At 59.4% G+C, this 22,589-nt stretch carries 19 protein-coding genes and 2 pseudogenes; 13 read left to right on the top strand and 8 right to left on the bottom strand.

What is annotated here, in order from left to right; all coding sequences use genetic code 11:
• Positions 1–159: 159 nt before the first annotated feature.
• From ILFOPFJJ_RS36045 to ILFOPFJJ_RS27545, 3 genes are all read left to right on the top strand, one after another.
• Positions 160–285 carry a hypothetical protein gene (locus ILFOPFJJ_RS36045; RefSeq protein WP_282438702.1) on the top strand — a complete coding sequence of 42 codons (126 nt, stop codon included), beginning with the start codon at positions 160–162 and terminating at the stop codon, positions 283–285.
• A 565-nt stretch (positions 286–850) separates the two neighbouring features.
• On the top strand, positions 851–2,479 hold the full coding sequence (locus ILFOPFJJ_RS27550; protein ID WP_210267598.1) for an ABC transporter ATP-binding protein: 1,629 nt from the start codon (positions 851–853) through the stop codon (positions 2,477–2,479).
• A gap of 59 nt (positions 2,480–2,538) precedes the next feature.
• The gene (locus ILFOPFJJ_RS27545; RefSeq protein ID WP_173513743.1) at positions 2,539–3,402 is read left to right on the top strand and encodes a GNAT family N-acetyltransferase; all 864 of its coding nucleotides are present in this window, start codon (positions 2,539–2,541) and stop codon (positions 3,400–3,402) included.
• Here the strand turns inward: ILFOPFJJ_RS27545 and ILFOPFJJ_RS27540 are convergent.
• The 4 genes from ILFOPFJJ_RS27540 to zigA form a co-directional block, all read right to left on the bottom strand.
• Complete coding sequence (locus tag ILFOPFJJ_RS27540; RefSeq protein ID WP_173513742.1) at positions 3,399–4,643, bottom strand: asparagine synthase-related protein; 1,245 nt, start codon at positions 4,641–4,643, stop codon at positions 3,399–3,401. The genes ILFOPFJJ_RS27545 and ILFOPFJJ_RS27540 overlap by 4 nt on opposite strands.
• A gap of 78 nt (positions 4,644–4,721) precedes the next feature.
• On the bottom strand, positions 4,722–4,865 hold the full coding sequence (locus tag ILFOPFJJ_RS27535; RefSeq protein WP_173513741.1) for a lariocidin/triculamin family lasso peptide core domain: 144 nt from the start codon (positions 4,863–4,865) through the stop codon (positions 4,722–4,724).
• A gap of 245 nt (positions 4,866–5,110) precedes the next feature.
• Positions 5,111–5,833 carry a helix-turn-helix transcriptional regulator gene (locus ILFOPFJJ_RS27530; RefSeq protein WP_173513740.1) on the bottom strand — a complete coding sequence of 241 codons (723 nt, stop codon included), beginning with the start codon at positions 5,831–5,833 and terminating at the stop codon, positions 5,111–5,113.
• Between the two features lie 297 nt (positions 5,834–6,130).
• On the bottom strand, positions 6,131–7,363 hold the full coding sequence (gene zigA / locus ILFOPFJJ_RS27525; RefSeq protein ID WP_173513739.1) for a zinc metallochaperone GTPase ZigA: 1,233 nt from the start codon (positions 7,361–7,363) through the stop codon (positions 6,131–6,133).
• Positions 7,364–7,495: 132 nt separating this feature from the next.
• Between zigA and ILFOPFJJ_RS27520 the strand changes: the two genes are divergently transcribed.
• Positions 7,496–8,056, top strand: coding sequence for an LbetaH domain-containing protein (locus ILFOPFJJ_RS27520; protein WP_173513738.1), 561 nt, complete (start codon positions 7,496–7,498; stop codon positions 8,054–8,056).
• A gap of 835 nt (positions 8,057–8,891) precedes the next feature.
• Positions 8,892–9,053 carry an MBT domain-containing protein gene (locus tag ILFOPFJJ_RS27515; RefSeq protein WP_173513737.1) on the top strand — a complete coding sequence of 54 codons (162 nt, stop codon included), beginning with the start codon at positions 8,892–8,894 and terminating at the stop codon, positions 9,051–9,053.
• A 342-nt stretch (positions 9,054–9,395) separates the two neighbouring features.
• Here the strand turns inward: ILFOPFJJ_RS27515 and ILFOPFJJ_RS27510 are convergent, their stop codons facing one another.
• The gene (locus ILFOPFJJ_RS27510) at positions 9,396–11,318 is read right to left on the bottom strand and encodes a GGDEF domain-containing protein (protein ID WP_173513736.1); all 1,923 of its coding nucleotides are present in this window, start codon (positions 11,316–11,318) and stop codon (positions 9,396–9,398) included.
• 103 nt (positions 11,319–11,421) lie between these two features.
• Between ILFOPFJJ_RS27510 and ILFOPFJJ_RS36535 the strand changes: the two are divergent.
• Positions 11,422–11,496 (top strand): annotated as a pseudogene (locus ILFOPFJJ_RS36535) (hypothetical protein); the annotation flags it as partial.
• Positions 11,497–11,702: 206 nt separating this feature from the next.
• On the opposite strand, the gene ILFOPFJJ_RS27500 reads toward ILFOPFJJ_RS36535, so the two are convergent.
• Positions 11,703–12,806, bottom strand: a complete 1,104-nt coding sequence (locus tag ILFOPFJJ_RS27500; RefSeq protein ID WP_173513735.1) for a LacI family DNA-binding transcriptional regulator — start codon at positions 12,804–12,806, stop codon at positions 11,703–11,705.
• A 235-nt stretch (positions 12,807–13,041) separates the two neighbouring features.
• Between ILFOPFJJ_RS27500 and ILFOPFJJ_RS27495 the strand changes: the two genes are divergently transcribed.
• The 7 genes and pseudogenes from ILFOPFJJ_RS27495 to ILFOPFJJ_RS27465 all read left to right on the top strand — a co-directional run bounded on the left by ILFOPFJJ_RS27495 (position 13,042) and on the right by ILFOPFJJ_RS27465 (position 20,729).
• A complete protein-coding gene (locus ILFOPFJJ_RS27495) occupies positions 13,042–14,034 on the top strand; it encodes an autoinducer 2 ABC transporter substrate-binding protein (RefSeq protein ID WP_173513734.1) in 993 nt (330 codons plus the stop codon).
• Between the two features lie 124 nt (positions 14,035–14,158).
• Positions 14,159–15,673 carry a sugar ABC transporter ATP-binding protein gene (locus tag ILFOPFJJ_RS27490; RefSeq protein ID WP_173513733.1) on the top strand — a complete coding sequence of 505 codons (1,515 nt, stop codon included), beginning with the start codon at positions 14,159–14,161 and terminating at the stop codon, positions 15,671–15,673.
• A complete protein-coding gene (locus tag ILFOPFJJ_RS27485) occupies positions 15,666–16,667 on the top strand; it encodes an ABC transporter permease (protein ID WP_173513732.1) in 1,002 nt (333 codons plus the stop codon). Before ILFOPFJJ_RS27490 ends, ILFOPFJJ_RS27485 begins: the two co-directional genes overlap by 8 nt.
• Positions 16,664–17,662: an ABC transporter permease gene (locus ILFOPFJJ_RS27480; protein ID WP_173513731.1), complete on the top strand. Its 999-nt coding sequence runs from the start codon at positions 16,664–16,666 to the stop codon at positions 17,660–17,662. Before ILFOPFJJ_RS27485 ends, ILFOPFJJ_RS27480 begins: the two co-directional genes overlap by 4 nt.
• A 2-nt stretch (positions 17,663–17,664) precedes the next feature.
• Positions 17,665–18,513, top strand: coding sequence for a sugar phosphate isomerase/epimerase family protein (locus ILFOPFJJ_RS27475; protein WP_173513811.1), 849 nt, complete (start codon positions 17,665–17,667; stop codon positions 18,511–18,513).
• A gap of 78 nt (positions 18,514–18,591) precedes the next feature.
• Positions 18,592–20,032 (top strand): annotated as a pseudogene (locus tag ILFOPFJJ_RS27470) (FGGY family carbohydrate kinase).
• The gene (locus ILFOPFJJ_RS27465; RefSeq protein WP_173513730.1) at positions 20,025–20,729 is read left to right on the top strand and encodes a class II aldolase/adducin family protein; all 705 of its coding nucleotides are present in this window, start codon (positions 20,025–20,027) and stop codon (positions 20,727–20,729) included. Before ILFOPFJJ_RS27470 ends, ILFOPFJJ_RS27465 begins: the two are co-directional and overlap by 8 nt.
• Before the next feature lie 70 nt (positions 20,730–20,799).
• Here ILFOPFJJ_RS27465 and ILFOPFJJ_RS27460 read toward each other — a convergent pair whose 3' ends face one another.
• Together ILFOPFJJ_RS27460 and ILFOPFJJ_RS27455 are read right to left on the bottom strand one after the other, a co-directional pair.
• Complete coding sequence (locus ILFOPFJJ_RS27460; protein WP_173513729.1) at positions 20,800–21,690, bottom strand: SIS domain-containing protein; 891 nt, start codon at positions 21,688–21,690, stop codon at positions 20,800–20,802.
• A 29-nt stretch (positions 21,691–21,719) separates the two neighbouring features.
• Complete coding sequence (locus ILFOPFJJ_RS27455) at positions 21,720–22,583, bottom strand: MBL fold metallo-hydrolase (RefSeq protein ID WP_173513728.1); 864 nt, start codon at positions 22,581–22,583, stop codon at positions 21,720–21,722.
• Between the last annotated feature and the right edge of the window lie 6 nt (positions 22,584–22,589).

The following is a 22,589-nucleotide window of genomic DNA, read 5'->3' as shown; positions in this document are numbered from 1 at the left end:
CATCATCGGGAACCATCGGGAAATGACCACATCACCTCCCTTTCTCGTCCCACCAAGGGGAGCCTGGCAAAGGGCTGAGAAACCGCTGGAATATGTCTGCGAGGCAATCAGAGCGTCGCCGCCGCCCGCCGCCATCTCGATGACCTTGCCGCCCGGGCCATGACCGAGCAGCGCTTCGACGATCGCGCCGCTCTCTTCGGCAAGGCCTCGCGCTTGGAGGCGGATTTCTGGCAGATAGCGCTGGATGCGGCGGCGCGCTCCGCCGCCGTCCCCGTCGAGACCTGACGTGCGGGACGAAAATCCCCAAAGCTAAAATCCATCTAGATTCCAGATTGGATCTAACTTGATTGAATTGTCGTGCATATGAGAAGGAGTAGTCAACGCAAGAGCGAGGAAGAAATTTCCAGCGTTATGTGAGTAATTATCTCTGAGTTTCAAAGGACGCGCGATGTCAAATCATTTCGTGATCGTAGGATTTGGGCCTATTTCCGGACACAAATATTCACGATGCATTCGTTCTTCCATCAACTCTCTCACCTCGATCTCGGGTTCGCGGGGGGGGCCTTCGGATGACGAAGAGCGTGTCTAATCCTGGCCAAACGATTCAACTTGCGCGGCGGCTGTCCGTCGAAGCGGTCGAAGCAGGCGCGCTTCTCTCGCCGAGATCCAACGCCGATGGTCCGATCCCTGTCCTGACCACCGACGCCGGATCGGCGAGGTCCTGATGATAGCGTGACGAACGGGGAGGCTCTGTTTCACGATCATGAACCAATCGAGGCAAACGGTCACTTTCAACGCCCCGATTTCCGAGATACTTCGCGCGTATTGGACGTCCGATCGTTGGACCCTCATGGTGGTTGCAGCGGTGGTCTTTCTTTCAAGTGCCTCGAGTGTGGCTGCCCCGTACCTCTTCTCACGTCTTGTCGACAGCCTGCCGCATGTTGGGGCCGTCAGCGCGTTGATCTGGGGATTTGTTACTTACGCTGTGCTACTCGGCGTGTCGTCGGCGCTCCAGCGCATGGTGCAGTATCTCTCCTTCATGAGCGCTGAGAATCTGGGCTTTATCACCAGCAGGCGCTTTTTCGAACGCCTGCTGAAGAAGACCGCCGTCTTCTTCATCGAGAATAACCCGGCCGAAATCCAGGCAGCGGGCGAGAAGGGGCGCGATGCGTTGACGATATTGGTGCAACTGGCCCTCATCGTCTTCATTCCGGGCGTCACCCAGATCCTGCTCTCGCTTATCACCCTCGGCGCATTGATCAAAATTGAGGTGGTCGCAATCGTCATTGCGTATGGAGCAGGCTCGATCGCACTCACCATCCTTGCCAACCGACGCACTCGCGCGCTCCTCAACGCCGCCGTCGCAGCTGGTCAGGAGAATGCTCGTTTCGTCGGCAATGCTATGAACGCCATGGAGACGCTGAGATATTTTAGTAGCCATGGCTGGCTGAGCGGACGCTTTAACACGAAAGCAAAAGAGGTGCGCGACAACTGGCGTGCCTATGCGCTGAGACGCGTAGGCTATGTCGCTATTCTCGGCCTGGGTCTGACGATCCAGTTTGCCGTCACGTTCCTGCTACTGCTACCGCGCTACGCGACCGGTGAACTGACAATTGGCGGTATAGTGCTGTTCAACACCTTGTTGCTCCAGCTCAATATGCCCTTTGAGATGATCGCTCATGCCATCGACGATGTCACCAGATCGCGCGCATCGCTGGCACCGCTGGCCGCCATGTGGGACGCTCCGGAAGAGCGACAGGGCGCGCATGCACCGACTTTCGTCCCCAGCGAAGGACGCATGGACTTCGAGGATGTTGCCTACGCCTACGACAATGCCCGAGGTGTCAACAGCGTCAACTTCACGGCACAGCGCGGCGGCATTACCTTCATCGTCGGCGAAACCGGCTCGGGCAAATCGACTCTCTTCAAGCTCGCATGGAGGTCGATCGAACCTAACTCAGGCCAAATCCGCGTAGACGGCGTCAATCTCGCCTGCATCGAACGCGCCGACTGGTACAGCGCGGTCGCCGTCGTGCCACAGGACGTCGTGTTGCTCAATGAAAGTCTGGCGGACAACATTCTGCTCGGCCGCCCACGGGACGAGACGCGATTGCGCAGTGCCATCGAAAAGGCTGCGATCCTATCCTTCATCGAAGCCTTGCCCGACGGTCTAGAGACAAAGGTCGGCGAGCGGGGTTTGAAGCTGTCGGGTGGTGAGCGGCAGCGTGTCGCCATTGCCCGTGCGCTCTACGGCAATCCGGCGATCCTCTTTCTCGACGAGGCGAGTTCGGCGCTCGATGAGGCGACGGAGCGCGACATCATGGATCACATCCGCATGCTTAGTACTGCCGTGACGGTCCTCGCGATCACACATCGCAGAACGGTCATCGCAGATACGGATACGGTCATCGAACTCGACCGCAAGACCACAGACCCGCAAGCGAACAGCAAGACGCAAAGGAAAACATTCGTTCGTTAGCCAACGGACTGCTCAAAGCGAGATTCAGGTTGTCTCGCTCTCTGGAAGAGGTGGTATTCATGGGTAAGAGCTTGAATCAGATAGTTAGCTACAATGAAGACCTGCATGCTGCGGCAGTGCTGGAACTGATCAATGCCGATAGGCTCATCGGCCAACCATACTGCGATCTTAGCATGTTGCGGTTGGCGCAAAGTGGGCGGTCCGAGGTGGACTCGGGCTGGTGGATGGAACTGAAGTCTCCGGTCATTGAGGTTCTTGAGCGCGGATCCAAGGTGCCCGGCGTCATGTCATATGCAGAGCATCAGAATGGAGAAATAGCCCACCTGCTCTGGCTTCACGCCCGCGAGAACGATGACGCCATCTCGGCCTTGGTCGACAAGTTCCTTTCGAGCACGACGGCACCGACGATCCAAGCTTTTCAATTCGCCACCGCGCTCACCTCTGGTTTGGAGGCTCTACCCGTCGCCGCGCGACCATCGACACACGCCACTTTGGTCGGCAAAGGGTTCTCAGCGACGGACCTTTGGCGATACATGCATTTCACGACTCCCTCGAGAGAACTCTCCACACTGGAGGGTGCAGTCATCAAGGTCGATGAATCAGTCCATGGTTGGCGTATCAGCGCCCAAGAAGGGGACAAGGAGATCGGTTTTGTAAGCGCCGGTTCGCTGTTTCAAGGAATCGGCGTAATCTGGCTCATAGAGGTCGAGAAAGAATACAGAGGACAAGGTGTTGGAAGGAAGCTACTCGGAACAGCGATAAAGCAACTTCGTTCGCATGGAGCAGGCGAGATAATCCTGTATGTTGACGACGACGATAGAGTCCCCGGCAGCGAGAGGAACAGGACAGCAGCAAACCGCCTTTACGACAGCGTTGGTTTCAAGGAGATCGATCGTCTGTTCTCCTATGATTTCAAGCGTTAGGTGAACAATACGCCTTGTTCGGACGCGTCTCTCAGCCAGCGTTCGACTGAGCGTGCCAGTTTTCTGGTTGCCGTGTCTGTCTCTCGTTTGAGCGCATTCTGATCAAACAGTCCCAAATCGACGGCAAAGGGTGCGTCGCCGGGTACATCATCAATCTCGGCGGCCAGAGATTTGAAATACTGCTTTTCTCTGGGAAGATAGCGGCGATCGTCTTCATCGAACAACTCGATTACAGACACCTTAAATCGATGGTATTCCGTTAATGGAGCTGGTGAGTACTTTCTTGCAAGCGGCTGACCTAAAGCGGTAGCGACAAATGCCTCGTGCAGGAATGGTGATCCTTCCTCCAGATCGTCTGCTGGCGGCAAATATGGTTGAGGCCACCAGGCATCATACGCCTCGGCCTCTGCCCAACTCCGTCTATTCAGCACATGATCCTTGAGTGTCGCTTTCGACCAATCCGACGCCCAATCCGTCGCTACACTTCGATAACGTGGCGTCAAAATTGCAGCAGCCCTTGGTTCGCACCAGTCCGGCCAGTTGACTGCCCAGTACATTTTAATCCGCGAACGCGGGGGCGCAAAATTTGCCGCAAGTGCAAGAATCTCTCCAGCAACGCCTGGTCCGGTATGTCGGGCGTCCCGCAGATATTGTAGAGCCGCGCGGAGCCCCAACTGTTGGCCGATTTCCTTAGTCATGAAGCGGTGGGCAGCGACCAATTCGTCCGAACCGTCGCCCGATAAGAGTGTGGTTGCTCCCAAGCGTTTTGCGCAGGCAACCATCGCCATATGAGCTTCCGGCGAGGCTGTGCGAAATGGCCCATGGGGAGACCAGGCTGGCCAGCGAGTCCAATCTTTGCGATGTACGGCAACAAGCTCGCAGGTCAAACGAAGGCTCTTTATCAGTTGCTGAACAACAGCGAGCGTCGAGGTCCCGTTGTCATCGAGCACGTCGCCGCAAACGGAAATGACACGGCGATCAGGAAACAGCCTGCAAGTGTGGTAGAGGACGGCAAGGCTATCGAGGCCACCTGATGTTTGAACGGCGATCGTCGAATGACCAAAGCAAAGATCGCTGAGAGCCAGTTGAAACGCTCGCGACAGTGATCCGGGCGTCTCCGTAGCGGTCGGATTTGGCCATTCTAGCCATGTATCCTTCCACAAATGTTCGGGGGTGACTTCCCCGAGAAGCGAGGGATTTGCTAATAGACAGGCGGTACCGTCGAGACTGATCGTGGGCACCCCGCTAGCGGCGAGGAGGGGATCTCTGTAGAGACGCCCGCACGCGCCACGATAGCGGGGTGCGATTGTTCGCACTGATTACTTCCAGTGCCAGACCCGGGCTACGCCGGCGATCAAGTTGCCAACAGTCGCTGCAACGGACACCTTGTCCGCTCCGCCCGGGGACATGCCTTTGACGCCATTGGCGAACGTTCCATCGCCGGGACTTGACTTCTTGCTCATTGCTCATTCCTTCGATGTTGGTTGTGATGCAAGTGCATCGTCTCGCCGCCAAGCCATCGGATCGGTAACTTGCATGTCCGAAGGATGCTGACGGCATCTCGAAGAGTAGGGAATTGGGCCGTGCTCTCAATATCCCAAACTTGGGATCAATCGGCTTTACGCAGTTGAGCAAGCCACTCGATTTGCTTGGAGGATGGCCATCGGAAGTGATCCAAAACCGCGTCGGGCAAACCGCGAGGGGTTTTCTAACGGCGATATAGATTCTCTATATGCCCATTCTGGAGAGATCTACTTACGGCCTCGGTAATATTTCTTGAGCTGAGCTTTCTACGTGCACGTTTCAAGTACAAGCGAACCGCATGCTCCGATATCTCAAGATCACCCGCAATTTGCTTGGGCCGTCGACCAGCCGCAACCGCCTGCAAGCATTCCCGTTCTCGTGGAGAGAAAAGCTGCTTCCGGTTGTTCCCAACGAACGAGGCCAGCTTGCGATGCGTGATGCTGGCGATCACGTAAAGGTCTCGAAGATAGATTGCCTTCAGTAGATCCCACTCTCTTTCTGAGAAATCAGTGGTTGCCAAGAAGGTGGAGATCGTGCCGTCCAATTCACAAAGGCGAAATCGCAAGCCCATTCGCCCAATCCTTCGGCTACCCGAGATGTCGGTGAAGAGATTGAGGCGAGCTCGCCTGAATTCCTGCCCGCCGAGGGCCAACGTCGGCTGGTCCGTGCCCGTCATCGCAGATTGGCTCTGCAATAGGCTCGACGAAACGGCGATGTGGGGGGAAGATATTGCTATGTTGGTCTCACCCCACGAACTTACGCAGGTCACCTGCTGTAAGTTATAAGCCAAAAGAACGCGCCCAAGAATATCCTCCAGGTCGTAAACACCGCGTGCCTTGGAGAAATCATTGAGTAGTCCTGCAAAATACTCGGCCGTCGCTCTTCCGGCATAAGAGATCTGGTTCATCTCCATCCCATCGCGCTTTGGCGCAGGACACCGCCTCTATTTTCCCATTGCCAAGCGCGCGAGAAAGAACACGTCGTTGAAGAGCCAGTCGCGCAGCCATGTGGGCTCAAGATCCATCTCGTTGAAATGGCGTAGCCGTGAAGAGTTGGTCGACAGGCACTCTGTCGAGCGCCGAAGAGACATCCCTGTTGAGCGTCAGCTGCAATATGCTGCCGGGACTGTCGAGAAGGGATGTCACGGGCTAGGCGCTTCGCGGTCCGGCAGCGAGGCGGCGGCGATGGCGGCACGATGCTGGGTTCAGGTCGCATTGGCAGGCTCCCATGCCGGGAACGGATCAGGGCGGTTCCGCCAAGCCTTCGGTTCGAAGCGCTCGTTGTCGGACTCGCCAACAAGGCAAGCATTGAGCGCGGCGCGGATCTTGGCCTCATCCATGCCGGTGCCGATGAAGACCAGCTCCTGGCGGCGATCGCCCCATATGTCATGCCAGTTGCGCTTGAGAACGCGCTGCCACTCCGGATGATCGGGCCAGCGATGTTTCGGAACCGCGGCCCACCAGCGCCCCAGGGGAATCGAGCGGGCGATGGCGCCGGCGAGCGAAAATTCGCCGACCCAGTCAGGTCGAGTCGCAAGCCAGAAATGCCCTTTTGCGCGGATCAGGCCTGGCCAAGTCTGGTTGATGAAGGTGTTGAAGGTCATGGGATGGAATGGACGGCGCGCGCGATAGACGAAGCTCTGGATGCCGTACTCCTCGGTTTCGGGGACATGGTCCTTGAAGCCATAAAGTTCCTTGAACCAGAGCGGATGACGGTCAGCCTTCTCTTCGCTGAACAGCCCGGTGTCGAGGATGTCGCCCAGTGGGGCGCGACCGAAATCGGTTTCGACGATCCGGGCATCGGCGTTGAGGGCCGTCACCACCTTGCGGATCAGGGCACGCTGTTCGGGGGAAACCTCGGAGACCTTGTTGATCACGATGACGTCGGCGAACTCAATCTGTTCGACCAGGAGATCGACGATCGTCCGTTCGTCGCCGTCGCCGGCGGTTTCGCCACGATCGCGCAGAAAGTCGTTTGAGCCGTAGTCCTTCAAAAGGCTTGCCGCGTCGACGACGGTCACCATTGTGTCGAGTCGGGTGATGTCGGACAGGCTGCGGCCCTCCTCGTCCCGGAAAGAGAAGGTGCTGGCGACGGGCAGCGGTTCGGCGATGCCAGTGCCTTCGATGAGAAGGTAGTCGAAGCGCCCACTCTCACTGAGGCGGCGGACTTCCTGGAGCAGATCGTCGCGAAGTGTGCAGCAGATGCAGCCATTGGTCATTTCGACCAGCTTCTCGTCGGTTCTGGAGAGATTTGCGCCGCCCTGGCGAACGAGATCGGCGTCGATATTCACTTCACTCATGTCGTTGACGATGACCGCGACGCGCCGGCCTTCGCGATTGTTGAGGACGTGATTGAGAAGGGTCGTCTTGCCGGCGCCAAGGAAGCCGGAAAGAACGGTAACGGGAAGGCGGTTATCGATCGGATTCGTTTGCGACATGGAGCGTTCCTGCGAGCAATGAAACGTTATAACATTGCATTCTTGTAGCGTTTATGGCAATTCCAAGTCAAGGGTCCGAGTGATCAGCATAGTGTGGTCCGGGGCTCCGACCAGGAAATGGGAGTGAACTGCATGATTCGCCGTAATCCGCGGGGCGATTGGCCACGTGTGGCCGAGAGCGCCTTTGTCGATCCAACCGCAATCATCTGCGGGCTAGTGATTATTGAGGATGACGTGTTTGTCGGCCCCTACGCCGTGATCCGAGCGGAAGAAACGGACGAAGCCGGCAACCTGGAGCCTATTCGCATCGGAAGGGGTACGAATATCCAGGACGGCGTCGTGATCCATTCGAAGTCAGGAGAGGCGGTGACGATCGGATCGCACTCGTCGATCGCGCATCGGTCAATTATTCATGGCCCCTGTACGATCGGCGACGAGGTGTTCGTCGGCTTCAATTCAGTCCTGTTCAATTGCACTGTCGGGAATGGAGCGGCGGTCCGGCACAACTCTGTGGTCGAAGGCTGCCATCTCCCGGCTGGATTCCACGTTCCTTCCACCACAACTGTGCACTCCGATTCCGATCTCGCCGGCATTCCGCAGGTGACAGTCGACGTCACGGCATTTTCCGAGCACGTCGCGCGGACGAATGTCGGCCACGCTCGGGACTATCGGAAGCTGAGGAATGACTTCTGAGAGGATGCGAACGCAGTTCGATCAGGGATTTTCGACGGTCGAACCGGTGGCTCGTCCTTTTTCGGCGAATGGATTCAGCGAGACATCAGGAGGGTTTCACCCAGGGCATTGGGGGGAGCGTCGCAGCATCGTCGCAGAGGTCGAGCATCGCGCCTGGACCGACGATGGTAGGTTCAGGCATTCTTCGTTCAAGGTGATCGGGGAGCGGGCGGATAATGCGACGTTGTTTGGTTGGGCTACGATTCAAGAAAGACCCCGCTCGACGGCGGGGCAAGTTGCGCATCCCGTTGGCTCATAGATGCGGGGAAAGATGTAGTTCCCAGAGAAACCACGCCGCGACGCTACTGGCATCCGCTGGCGAAAGGGAAGGTCGGATTCCTCAATTCCGGTACGCCTCTGCAAATAAAGCCGATGCGACGTTCTGCTGATGAAAGTTCCAATGCCGGCTTGTGTTCACCGCGTTCCTATTCTCTTGCCGTCCGTTCATCGTGGGAGTTTGGAGCATATCGGCGCCGTGATCGTCGGCTTCTAGTCCATGTTTCCAAATCCTCCTCTCCATCAGCCCAGTTGGCACGATGACCTGCCCGATGTCATGGACACGATCGCGCCCGAGGAGGCGCGCGTCTTACGTTTGAAACCGGCGGCTTTGATTGGGATTTGCAGATGCGTGAGCGACACTTCCCCGGACCGGTCGACCGGATCGGAAGCCCGCGCAGCAAGAAGGTGACGGCCAGAAACTGGCGGCTGCCGTGGGCGCAGAGCTCGATCGTATGGATCAAGCCAACATCTATCCCTGCCTGCCTACGCGCTATCAGGGCAAGCCCATGGACTGCCGATGACTTTCCAGGCCGAGCCGCACTCGATCGTCGTTAATCGATTAGGCAAGCGCTTCGTGAGCGAAAACGATTTTAACATCGGCGAGGCGATTGATGCCGTGGACCGGACGGCGCCCCAATTCATTTGCCCTGCCATCTCGTCGGCGATCATCGGTTCCTGAAGGCGTCCTTGCCCTTCCGCTGGAATGCCTCATACGAGCGCGACTGGGTACACAAGGCTGGCACGGCGGGACTTGCAATGTCCAATCCTTTCGGAACTCGAGCCGTGGGCGCAGGCACAACCATAGGTCCAAACATGACCTGGGGCTATATTTCTGCGGAAACGATCCTGCAGCAAAACCGCTAACGCAAAGTGCGACCGCACTGTACGCACGACGCTGCATGGAAACGCTGCAATCGCCGGCGAGGTCGGCTCATCGAATGTGGGAGGTCGGCGGGGTGGTCTGCGACAATCATCTGATCTCGTGCCGGCTAGGCAGCGGCTTTAGCCGCAGTAGCCAAGTTTAACCGGCCATTGTATTTGGCCGCAAGACAACGAGTGCCTCCATTGCTGGTCGAGCGAAGCGTACTCGGTTGCGGCCATCGGCCTTCGCCCGATAAAGTGCCTCGTCGGCTGCCGCCACAAGCTCCTGCCATTCATCGACACCGCGCCTGCCGTGGGCCACTCCCAAGCTTGCCGTTAACTTGAGCGGCAGTCCATCGGGTGTCGTGAAGCTATGATTCTGCAGCGCGATCCGAATTTTCCGCGCAACCGATATGGCGCCACGAAGAGTGGTGGGAACGAGAACGGCGAATTCCTCGCCGCCGAACCGGGCCACGACGTCGCTTTCGCGCAGAATGGAGCGAAGCAGTTCTGCCGTCTGGATCAGCGCCCGGTCGCCGGCCAGATGGCCATGCGTGTCGTTGACAGCCTTGAAATGATCGATGTCGATCAGGATCAGTGAGACATTCTTGTCGGCGAATCCGCCCTCGGTCTCGTTCTGGGCTATGCGGTCGAGCGCGCGACGGTTGGTGAGCGCTGTCAGCCCATCTGTTTCTGCCTGCGCCTTTAGCTGGTTCATCAGGAATGCACGTTCCTGCAGCCGTCCGCGCACCAGGTCGATGGCATTGAAGATGCGCAGCATTTCTTGTCTGGCGGCGTGGTCCGACGCTGGTCGCTGGGGACCATCGTCGGCGAGCCGGATGACCTCGTCGTGGACGTGCATAAGAGGGCCGAAGACGTGGATTCTCGCGACAAAGATGAGCCCTGCCAGGATGGCGAGAATGACGGCTGCGACCAGTGCGGCGGTGAGTAGCAGAATGAGGGACCAATTGCGGGCCCCATTGTAGTTTGCGATCGCGGCGTCAAGAAACGCACTGCGATAGGCTTCGAGCGGCTTCATAGTGGGTACATAGCGGTCGGTAAGCTCAGTCGCGGTGAGCGAGTACGTCTCACCCCGCCGGCTCTCCGCGATAAGTTGCTCGATGAGGCTTCCGCCTTTCCCAAGGAACTGCTGTTCAGTTTGCCGGCGCAGTTCGGAGAGCCGCCCGTCAGTATCAAATGCTGGCTCGCCCTCGGTGAGCGTCCAGAGTTCGAGAATGCGACCCTGGGACTGGCGCGTACTAATCACGTTTTTGAGCGGCAGTTTCTCACCGACAGCGACCGGGGCGATAAGATGCGAAGCGAGCCTTCCACCATATTCTCTAAGCTCGCCCAGCATGCGTCCGATCAGCACGGGTGTCGACAATCCGCTGTCATGTTTGACGAGTTCGTTAGCGCGCCAAGCGATCACGCTCTGGTAGCGATCAACGACTTGGAACATGTTTTCAATGGCATCCTGCATTTCCAACGCGCTCACCCTATCGCGAGGTATGGGTGCGATGCGATCGACCTTCCTGCGGGCGACGTCGAGCTGTTCGCGGACGTTGGTGAGCATTGTGGGTGGGATGGAATGATTATGTAGTCCCCACGGGCCGTCACTCGGAGCCGCCAGTCGGGCAAGGGCAGCATCGGTACGCGCTCTTGCTTTTGCAAGCCGCCGGGCCCCTTGGCCCGTAGGTGCCGGATCTTCGGACATGACGATATTGGAAGGGCCTCGCTCCGCCGAAAGATGGTTGGCAGCATCGAGAACAAGTCGGTATTCCTCAAGGTCATAGAGGTTCTGGCGTGCAACGGCAAAATCCTGATACGACCGCTGAATGATCATCAACGCAAGAATGCTCGTGCAGACACTTGCGACGCATACGCCGATTGAAAGGCTGCGGCTAAGCGTCTGATCCGCTCCGGCCCGCCGGTCCGAAGTGGCAAAGTGGAAGCGGTTCCCTCTCAATGACTGCAGTCGCGAGACGATCATCGTGAACATGACGTTCCAGTATTTGGCTGTCGTTACCTCGATGGCAGCTTTGCGCCCAATTGAAGGCGCTATGACCTCAACCTTCGGTTTCATGACGGAAATTAGTTAAACGATCGCAAATCAAAGCATGGAGGAGCTCGACTCTCTCGGTTCGCTCTGCCGAACGGTGTAGGATGCCTCACCGACATAAGGCCGTATGAACCTCGATGATCCCAAGGTCCGCAAGACCTGGCGGGACAAGATCGCCATGCGCCGCATCGGTGATCCGGAAGACGTAGTCGGCGCCGTCGCCTTCTTCGCCTCGGACGACGCAGCCTTTATCACGGGGCCAGACGCTGAATGTCGATGGCGGGATCGTGTTGAGCTAGAGCCGGGGGCAGACGGCGCACTACACCCACGATGCCGCATAGCGCGTGTTCGAACGGCTATTGTCGTTTGCGACCCTCCGTCGAACCCGACCTATGGCTGGGTCTTGCCCTATGCGGATCGGCTTGCGGCGGAGTCCGAGTCCTGGCCGCCTGACAAGTCGATGTCTTTGAGCGCGTCGAGGGGGCCAGTGAGCGCCGTCCTTGGTGGCACCAGCTCCGGCTGGACCAGGTGAACTTTCGGCGGCGGCCGCAGTTCCTCGATCACCTCGAAGGCTTTGGCGATCATCTCCTCGATGTTTTGCCGGATCATGATGACGGGGAAGGGGAGGAATGACGCAAAAGGATCGTAGTCGTAGCAGCCGACGACGAGGTCGGCGAAATTTTCATGCGGATGCCCCGCCATAAATCGCAGTAACCCCTCGAAGTTGATTGAGGAGTTGACGAAAAGGCCGCGCGGCAGCTTGCCGTGCCTCATATAAAAAGCTTCGAAGGCTTTTTGCGCATTATCCGCAGCGTAGCCGGTCGGCTGAATGCATTCATCCGGATCGCTCCGGAGCAATTCCGTCTTCACGGCGCGAAAGCCGCGGATACGCTCGCGGCTGGCATGATCATTGCGGCCGCCGAACAGGTAGAGATCATCAGGCTGGAGAGGCCGGTCGGCCGGAAAGTGGCGGATGATCGCCTCGGTCAGCAACCTCCCACCTTCATAGTTGTCGCTGATGACTGACGACACCTTCGTACCGGGCAGATCGATGTTGATGTGTTTCAGGCCTGCCGCTTCACAGACCTCGTGGACGCCGTCGGGATCGGTCGCGCCGCAGATGAACAGCTCGTCGATGGAATAGGAGATCAGTGTCTCGGCCGTCTTGCGCTCCTCCTCGGGATCGCGGCTGGCGCTGACAACAATTGGGCATTGGCCTTTGCTGCGCACACGCGCCTCGAAGGTTTGGGCAAGCGAGGAGAAATACCGGTTGTCATGTACGGGCAACAGCAAGCCGACGAGGCCGGAGCGGGAGCTTCGCAATCCCCGGGCTTGGCGGTTCGCCGTGTATTGATGCGTCTCGGCAAGATTGCGGATGAACTCGGCGGTGCTCTCCTTGATGCGTCGTTTGCGCCAAGTCCCGTTCAGGACTGCGCTGACCGTTGAAGGCGAACTGCCCGAGAGCACGGAGAGATCGTAGATCGTCGCCTTTTTCCTGCTGCTATTCGCCATCCGAGCCTCCTCGAATCTCTTAGAGCCGATTTCCGCTTGACGAAAGATTAAGTCTGCAGGATAGTCTTTGCACCATCGATTGTGCAAATAAGAAATATCGATTGTGCAAGTCTTTGGGTCGTCTGAGGAGGCGGCGAACGGCGGCGGGAACTTCCTTCCGCCCGAGGGAATTAACTGGAGGCCGGCGCCAAGCGCCCGGGAGCGTTCCCTTTGCGGGAACATGTGGAGGAGAGAGATGATCAGGAAAATTCTTGCCGCCGCTCTGGCGGCGTCGCTTTCGCTTGCCGGTGCCTTTTCCGTCGCGGCACAGGACGCAGCCAAGGTGGGTGTCGTCGTCAAGATCGGCGGCATCCCGTGGTTCAACGCCATGGAAGCGGGTATCAAGGAGCGCGGTGAGAAGCTTGGCGTCGACGCCTTCATGGTCGGGCCGACCAGCGCCGATCCAGCACTGCAGGTTCGCGCCATTGAGGATCTGATCGCCCAGGGCGTGAAGGTCATCGGCGTCGTGCCCAACGATGCCAAGGTGCTGGAGCCGGTCCTGACTAAGGCCAAGGAAAAGGGCATCATCGTCATCACGCATGAATCGCCCAGCCAGAAGGGGGCCGACTGGGACTTCGAACTCGCTTCGTCTACCGGTTTCGGTGAGGCGCATGGAAAGCTGCTCGCCGAGAAGATGGGCGGCAAGGGCGAGTATGCCGTATTCGTCGGCTCTCTAACGGTGCCGCTGCACAATGCCTGGGCGGATGCGGCGATCGCCTACATCAAGAAAAACTATCCCGAGATGACGCTCGTCGGCGAGCGCTACGGTGTTGCCGAAGACGTCGACAAGAGCCGCTCGACGGCGCTCGACCTCATCTCCGCTCATCCGAATCTCAAGGGCTTCCTGGCTTTCGGCAGCCAGGGCCCGATCGGCGCCGGTCGTGCCATCGAGGAGCGCCGCAAGGTGGGCCAGATCTTCGTTCTCGGGCCCTTCTCGCCGGGACAGGGCCAGAAGCTCGTGAAGTCCGATGCGATCTCCGGCGGCTTCATGTGGAACCCCAAGCAGGCCGGTGAGGTGTTCGTGACACTCGCCGACAAGCTGATCAAGGGCGAGGAAGTCAAGGACGGTGACGAGATCGAAGGTCTCGGCGTTGTTCATCCAGACTTCGAAAATCGCAACATCATCGTTGACCAGCTTGTACCGATCAACAAGGACACCGTCGCCGATCTCGCCGCCATGGGTCTCTAGATAACAAACGTTCCGACGATATGCGGGGCGCATCCCACGCGATTGACGGGTTCTCCCGGCTGCTGGGCCGGCTCCGGCCGGCCTGGCAAGTCTTCAGAAACGAAGTTCGACGGGCGCAGGGTCCATGCATCAAGTAACGAGCGCGACGGCTGGCGAAATGCCGCTTCTGTCCCTTCGCAACATCAATATGACGTTCGGCGGCGTCAAGGCACTGAAGAACGTAAGCTTCGAGGTGCGCCCTGGCGAGGTGCACTGTCTTGCCGGCGAGAACGGATGCGGTAAGAGCACGCTTATCAAGGTGATCACCGGGGTCTATCGGCCGGCAGACGGCGCGGTCATCGAATATGACGGCGAGACCTACGCGCACATGTCGCCGGTCACCGCGCAGGATCGCGGCATCCAGGTCATCTGGCAGGACCTGGCGCTTTTTCCGGAAATGAGTGTGGCGGAGAACATCGCCTTTCATACGGTACTCGGTCGTGGTCCGCGTCTCGTGGATTACGGCCGCATGCGACAGATTGCCAATGACGCCCTTCGGCGGCTTGGCGTCACACTCGATGTCGACCTGCCGCTTAAGGAGTATGCGATCGCACAACGGCAGATCGTGGCGATCGCCCGCGCGCTCATCGGTGAAGCGAAGCTCGTTTTCATGGACGAGCCGACCGCATCGCTTACGCAATCGGAAACCGACCATCTGCTCGACATCGTGCGCAATCTCTCAACTTCTGGTGTCGCGGTCGTCTTCGTGAGCCATCGCCTCGCGGAGGTTCTTGAAATCTCGGATCGCATTACGGTGCTGCGCGACGGCGCGCTGGTCGGCGTCTACCCGGCCGAGGGCATGACCCAGTCGCGTATTACCGAATTGATGACCGGCAAGACCTTCGACCAGAACGTCCGCGCCCGGTCGAAGAAAGACCAGCCAGTCGTGCTTGAGGTTCAGGGGCTGACGCGACCGGGGCAGTTCGAGGACATTTCCTTGACCCTCCGGCGTGGCGAAACACTCGGCATTACAGGTCTGCTCGGCGCCGGACGGACCGAACTGGCGCTCTCGCTCTTCGGCATGCTGAGGCCCGCACGGGGCGTCATCAGGATTGAGGGCAGGGAGGTCCGCTTCTCGTCCAACCGCGATGCGATCAAGGCCGGCGTCGCCTATCTCTCGGAGGACAGGCTGTCCCTGGGGCTCATCCAGCCACAGTCGATCGCCGACAATCTCGTCATTGCCTCGCTTCGCAAGATCCTTTCCGGAGGGCTGCTGTCAGAGGATCGCAAGCGTAGCCTCGTTTCGCGCTGGATCGCCGATCTCGGCATCAGGATTGGGCGGCAGGCCGACGCGATATCGACGCTTTCCGGCGGCAACCAGCAGCGCGTCGCGATTGCCAAGTGGCTCGCCATCGATCCGAAAATCTTGATTCTCGACTGTCCCACCGTCGGGGTCGATGTCGGCGCCCGCGCCGGCATCTTTGACATCGTTGCGAAGCTCGCCGAGGGCGGCCTTGCGATCATCCTTATCTCCGACGAGGTGCCGGAGGTCTATTTCAACGCCGACCGGGTCTTGCATATGGCGCAGGGCCGCATCGTCGGCAGCTACGATCCGCGCGAGGCGCGGCTTGAAGAGATCGAGGCGGCCGTCTATGCGTAGCTTGATCCGCACTCACGCGACCGAATTCTCGTTATTGGCGGTGATTGTCGTCATCAGCACGGTGCTTTCCGTCGCCACGGCGAATTTCTTCTCGCTCAGCAACGCCTTCGACCTCCTGAACATCAGTGCGGTCAACATCATCTTCGCGGTCGGGCTCCTGGTCGTTCTGGTCGCGGGAGGCATTGATATCTCCTTTGCCGTCGCCGCCTCCGTCGTCCAATACGGAACGGCGATCGCGCTCGGCTGGATCGGCGGCGGCAGCTGGATCTCGGGGTTGCTGATCGCCGGCTCGCTCGGCATCCTCCTCGGCTGCGTCAATGCCTTCCTGATCCATCGCTTCCGGATCATTTCAATCGTCGCAACGATCTCCACGTTCAACATCTATTTCGGGCTGTTGATGTTCTTCACCAGAGGCGTGTCGATCTACGACCTGCCCGATTGGCTGACCGACCGTGTCATCCTTTTTGAACATGAGATGTCTGACGGAACCTGGATCGAGATCACATTGCCTGTTCTCGTGATGATCCTCTGCGTCATTGCGACCTGGACCCTGATTACCCGCACGACGACCGGCCGCCAGCTCTACGCCTTCGGCGACAATCCGGAAGGCGCGCGCCGCTTCGGCATCAATATCGGCGCGATGCAGTTCATCGCCTTCGGCTGGCTCGGCCTGATGGCAGGGATCGGTGGGCTGATCCAGGCACATTACGCCCAGGAGGTGGTGCCCAACGCCCTCTATGGACGCGAGCTCGACGTGCTTGCTGCGGTCGTGCTGGGCGGCGCGCGCCTCGGCGGTGGAAAGGGCACGGTGCTCGGCTGCGTCCTAGGCGTGCTCTTGATCTCGATCACCCAGAACGGCCTCAATCTGATGGGCGTCTCGCCCTTTGCCTTCAAGATGATCGTCGGGGCCATTATCCTGATCGCCATCACGATTTCCAATACCCGGATAGAGCGGCTGCTGCCCTTTATCGGGCAGAGCGGAGGGGCACGATGATAACTGTTGCCGATCGCGTCAAAGCGGTCCTCGGGCCGGAGATGGCCGGTCCCGGCCTGGCCTTTCTCGCCGTCGTCCTCGTTTTCGGTGTCGCCTCGCCACAGTTCTTGAGTGCAGCAACGTTCGGCTCGGTCGCCTTCCAGCTCCCGGAACTGGGGCTCCTGACGCTTGCCATGCTGCTGCCGATCCTCACCGGCGGGCTCAACCTTGCGATCACCTTCACGGCAAATGTCGCCGGACTTACGGTGGCCTGGGTCTTGAAGGCGAATGGCGGGCTCGATGCGAGCTTCGGCATCTTCGTCGTCGGCTGCATCCTGGCGCTGATGGTCGGGGCGGCGAGCGGCGCAGTCATGGGGCTGGTGATTGCCTTTACCCGCGCCCACCCGATCCTCGTTTCGCTCTCGATGATGATCTTTCTCCGCGGGCTCGGCGAGTTCCTTACGCGCGGCGGCGATATTTCCGGGTTTCCGGCCTTCGTAGGGCCGCTCGGTCATGGCTCGATCGCCGGCATTCCCGCGCCGCTGATCGTCTTCATCCTTTGCGTGCTTGCCTGGCACTTGCTTCTTGGCCGCACCAAGCTCGGCTTCAACACATATATGATCGGCTCAAATCTCGAGGCGACGCGCTATTCCGGCATCAACACGCGCAAGGCCATCGTTCTCGTCTATACGCTGTCCGGCATCATGTGCGCGGTCGCCGGTATCATCATGCTGGCCCGGTTCAACTCCGTGCGCATAGGTCATGGCGAATCTTACCTGCTGATCACCGTGCTTGCTTGCTTCCTCGGCGGCGTCAATCCGTTCGGCGGATTCGGCCGGGTGATGCCGGTCTTCGTGGCGCTCGTGGTGCTGCAGCTTCTGTCGTCCGGCCTCAATCTCATCGGAGCCAACCAGCATCTCGCGACTGCCGTCTGGGGTATCCTGCTTGTGGGCGTGATGATCCTTCGTTGGGTCGCTTCCAGGATCAAGATTTCAATTGTCAGAAGAGGATCATGACCATGCAGGGTTTTGGCGTCCATACGAGCATGTGGACCATGAATTGGGACCGTCCCGGCGCGGAGCGGGCGGTAGCGGCCGCGGTCAAATACAAGGTGGACTTCATCGAGATTCCGATGCTCAACCCGCCGGCCGTCGACACGGAGCACACCCGTGCGCTGCTCGAAAAAAACCGGCTGCGGGCGCTCTGCTCGCTCGGTCTGCCCGAACGCGCCTGGGCGTCAGTGCGGCCGGATGCGGCGATCGATCACCTGAAAGTCGCCATCGACAAGACGGCCGATCTCGGCGGCGAGGCGCTCTCCGGCGTAATCTATGGCGGAATCGGCGAGCGGACGGGCGTTCCCCCGACGCTGGAGGAGTATGACAATATCGCCCGCGTTCTGGAGGCAGCAGCCAAACACGCCAAGTCGCGCGGCATCGAGCTCGGTGTCGAGGCGGTGAACCGCTATGAGAACCATCTGATCAATACCGGCTGGCAGGCGGTCAAAATGATCGAGCGCGTCGGCGCCGAAAACATATTCGTGCACCTCGATACCTACCACATGAATATTGAGGAAAAGGGGGTCGGCAGGGGCATTCTCGATGCCCGCGAGCACCTCAAATACATCCATCTGTCGGAAAGTGACCGCGGCACGCCGGGCTACGGCACCTGCGGCTGGGACGAGATCTTCTCGACCCTTGCGGCGATCGGCTTCAAGGGCGGGCTTGCCATGGAGAGTTTCATCAATATGCCGCCGGAAGTCGCCTATGGCCTCGCCGTCTGGCGACCGGTCGCGAAGGACGAGGACGAAGTGATGGGCAATGGACTGCCGTTCCTGCGTAACAAGGCGAAGCAATACGGGTTGATCTGACGGACCGTGTCCGCGACGCGGGCAAGCGAGGAACGACACGTGGGTGTTTTGGTGAACGGTCGAGAGGGCAGAGCGGCGATGGTCGCCGTCCTCGACGTCGGCAAGACCAATATCAAGCTTAGTGCCGTGGGCGCGGACAGTGCCGTCATGGAGACCATCAGCGTTCCCAATCCCGTTCTGCCTGACCCGCCCTGGCGTCACCATGACCTCAAGACCCTGGGGGAATGGGTCTTCGAGACCTTGGCGGTACTGTCACGGCGTCATGACTTTTGCACAGTCGTGCCGTCGGGGCACGGTTCCGGTGGCGTTCTGACGGGCTCGGATCCAGATGCCGGCGATGGCGCCGTGCTGCCGATGATCGACTACGAGCAGTCATTGCCCGAGGAGATCCGCGATGGCTATGCGCCGCTATCCGGTTCCTTTCTCGACCGCGGCAGCGCCACCATGCATGGCGCGACCCACCAGGCCCGCCAGCTCTATTGGATGCAGGAGCGGGAGCCGCGCGCCTTTCGCAAAGCGCGTTGGTACCTCGGCCTGCCGCAATATTGGGCGTGGCGGCTCTCCGGGGTTGCTGCTTCGGAGGTAAGTTTCCTCGGCGCCCAGTCGCATCTGTGGAATGTTGCGGAACGCCGCTGGGCGCCGATCGTCGGCACTCGCGGCTGGGAGCCGCTGATGCCGCCCTTCGCCAGGGCATGGCAGAGGCTTGGGCCGATCCGACCCGAACTCGTTCATCGCTACGGCCTGCCAATAGAAATGCATGTGCTCACGGGAGGCCACGACAGCAGCCTCAACCATTATCGCTACCACGCCGCGGGACTCAGGAGTTTTTCGGTCATCTCGACCGGGACCTGGATCGTCGGCTTTTCCGGCTCGACCCCGATCGAGCGTCTCGACGAACATCGCGGCATGACCTTAAACAGCGACGTGTTCGGTAATCGCCTTGGCGGCATCCTGACCATGGGCGGCCGTGAATTTTCGCACATCGCTGGCAGCGATCCGCCCACCGATCCCGTGCCGCTCGAAGTGCTTGCGCGGCTGTTGGCACGGCGTACCATCGCGGTTCCTTCTTTCGGCGACGACGACGGTCTCTTCCCGGGCAGCGCCGGAAGCGGCCGCATCCTCGGGCCGCCGCCCGAAACAGCAATGGAACGCAAAGCCCTGGCGCTGCTTTATTGCGTGCTCTTAACGGTGGAATGTATCGATACGCTTTCCGACGACCGTTTCGTCGTGCTCGACGGGAGCTTCCTGCGCGATCCGCTTTATGCGAGCCTCGTAGCGTCCCTGCTACCGGGGCGCAAGGTGCGTTTCAATCTCGATACCTATGGCGTAGCCGCCGGGGCTGCACTGCTCGCCAGTCACGAAGCGCGCGAGAGGCCGGCGCCACTTGGTTTGAGCGACCCCATCGAGCTCGGCGCGCTCACGCGCGAACTTTCCCGATACGCCGCCGATTGGCGGAGCCTCGCCCGCGCAGCCCCAGCGAGATAACATCCAGAACATGAAAGGACGATTTAATGGCTGAACCCGCGACAACCGACAAGCTGGCGCTGAGGCGCGAGATGGTTGATATCTGCCGGCGGATGAACACGAGCGGTATCAATCAGGGCACGGCTGGCAATCTCTCCGTTCGCACGAGCGATGGATTCCTCATCACCCCGTCTTCCATGCCCTATGAGACGATGCAACCAGAAGATCTGGTGGAGATGGGTTTCGATGGCACCTATGTCGGGCGTCGTCCATCCTCCGAATGGCGCTTTCACCGCGACATCCTGCGCGAACGCGTCGACATCAACGTGGTGCTGCACTGCCACTCGATCTATGCGACGACGCTCGCCTGCCATCACAAGACCATCCCGAGCTTTCACTACATGACAGGCGTTGCCGGCGGCACCACCATCCGTTGCGCCAAATACGCGACCTTTGGCACGCAGGCGCTCTCCGACAATGCGCTCGTCGCGCTCAAGGACCGGTTGGCCTGCCTGCTTGGCCAGCACGGCCAGATCTCGCTTGGCAAAACGCTCGAGTCCGCACTCTGGCTTGCGATCGAGGTCGAGACGCTGTCGCGGATGTATGTTCAAGCCCTGACGCTCGGCGAACCGCCGATCCTGCCCGATGACGAGATGGAGCGCGTCATCACGCAGATGCGGCGCATGAGCTACGGCCAGGCGCCCGATGCGGAAGGCGTGAACGACATCGCCCGCCCGCGTGGTGTCTTATAAAGTTCCTTGCGGCCGCTTCATCTCCGAAAATCGAGAGTAGCGTTGCCGACGTCAACAAACTGGATACCGCTCAAAGAGGTTGCATGCGCCTCATATCGGACAATTGCCGCTTCATTTGATGGATGCGCGCCTGATACTCTGAGGGTCGCCGCATTGCGACACTTGTGGAAAGAATATCAATTACGACCAGGGCAGCGATGCGCGAGGTCGTCGGCGTGTACATGTTCGTGTTTTCGAGCGTCTCGACGATCAATGAGACGTCGCAATAATTGGTCAGGGGGGAGTCCGATCCAGTCAGACAGATAACGGTCGCCCCATTACCGCGCGCGATGCGGGCGATCTCGATAATCGAACGCGTCGTGCCGGTGTTGGAAATGACGAAGGCGACCTCTCCCTCCTTCATCATTGAGGCAACCATGACTTGCTGATGCGAATCCAGCTCGGCGCCACAAGGCACGCCAAAGAGGGGGAATTTCTGCTGGGCATCTCGCGCGACGATGCCTGATGCGCCGAAGCCAAAAAAAACGATCGACTTGGCCGCCGTAAGGATATCGACCGCCTTGTTCATCGCCTGCTTGTCCAAGCGGGAACGGGCCCAGTCGAGGCTCGTCATCGTGTAATCGAAGATCTTCTCGGCCACTGTCTCAGGTTGGTCGGTATCCAGCAGCACCGAATGCGTCGCGGGAGTGCCCAGCGCGAGACTTTGCGCCAGGCGTATCTTGAAATCGGGAAAGCCATTGCAGCCAACGGCCGTCGTGAATCTCAGAACAGTTGGCTGGCTGACCTGGGCTAAAGCCGCTGTCTCACCGACTGTCGCATTCAGAATGCGACGCGGATCCTCTAGGACGACATCGGCCACCTTTCTATCGGATTTACGCAGTTCGGGACGCATCGTCCGGATGACTTCTACGATGTTTCGTCCGCCAAGGCCGCGCCCTTCGATGCGCGAATCGGTATCCATGAGCAATGTCCTTTTAATCGGCTCCTATGCTAAGACGCAGCCCATTCGAGAGCAATTGCTTCTCTTGCCCTGAGCAGACGCGGAAACACTGTTGATCGCGCTACGGAATCGATGAGTTCCGGACCGATCGTGTTGAAATCGAATAGGCCATAGTGATGGGCGACGATCGTACCCGCGCCGATAGCGCTGCTGAGGTCAACCGCTTCGGGCAGCGTGAGATTGCCCGGTACGCCTCGGGACGAGAGCTCTGGCCGGCGGCCGTTTACGGGCATGAGCGCGATATCAGGCTGCATTGCTTTGACCTCCTCGACAAGACCGTCGAAGGGAATGGTGTCGCCGGAATGCCAGATCTTCACGTTGGGGCTCTCGAGCATAAAGCCGAGAAACCGGTGATTGCCACTGTTGTCCTGTTCCAAGGTTTCGTGGGCGGAGCGGGTGGCAACGAGACGAAGACCCTCCGCAAGGTCAAGCGTCTCGCCAGCATTAACCAGGAGAATGCGCTCCTCACTAAGCCCAGATCGTTCGAGCGCCGCTGACCGCACTGCCCGTGGAGCCACCAGGCGCGCCGACGGATTGGCAGCGAACAGGCCCGGCAGCGTTCCCGGATCCATATGATCGGTATGGGCATGCGTACAAAGAACATAGTCAACCCCGATCAGACCTGTCGGCTCGATCGGCGGCGGCATCATACGCTGATGCGGATATTGCGTTCCCCGATATTTCTCCGCCAGGGAATCGGAAAGATAAGGGTCGATGACCACGCGGCAGCCCGCGATATCCACGACGAAACCGGCCTGTCCCAGCCAGAGGAGGCGCTCCGCGCTTCCGGACGGCTTTGCCAATTGCTCGGCCAGCGAACCGTTAAACCGCCTTTCCCTCAATCGACCCGTCATCGTTTG

Source organism: Sinorhizobium psoraleae (assembly GCF_013283645.1).
In the GTDB taxonomy this organism is placed as follows: domain Bacteria; phylum Pseudomonadota; class Alphaproteobacteria; order Rhizobiales; family Rhizobiaceae; genus Sinorhizobium; species Sinorhizobium psoraleae.
This window is presented reverse-complemented; position numbering and strand designations above follow the sequence as displayed.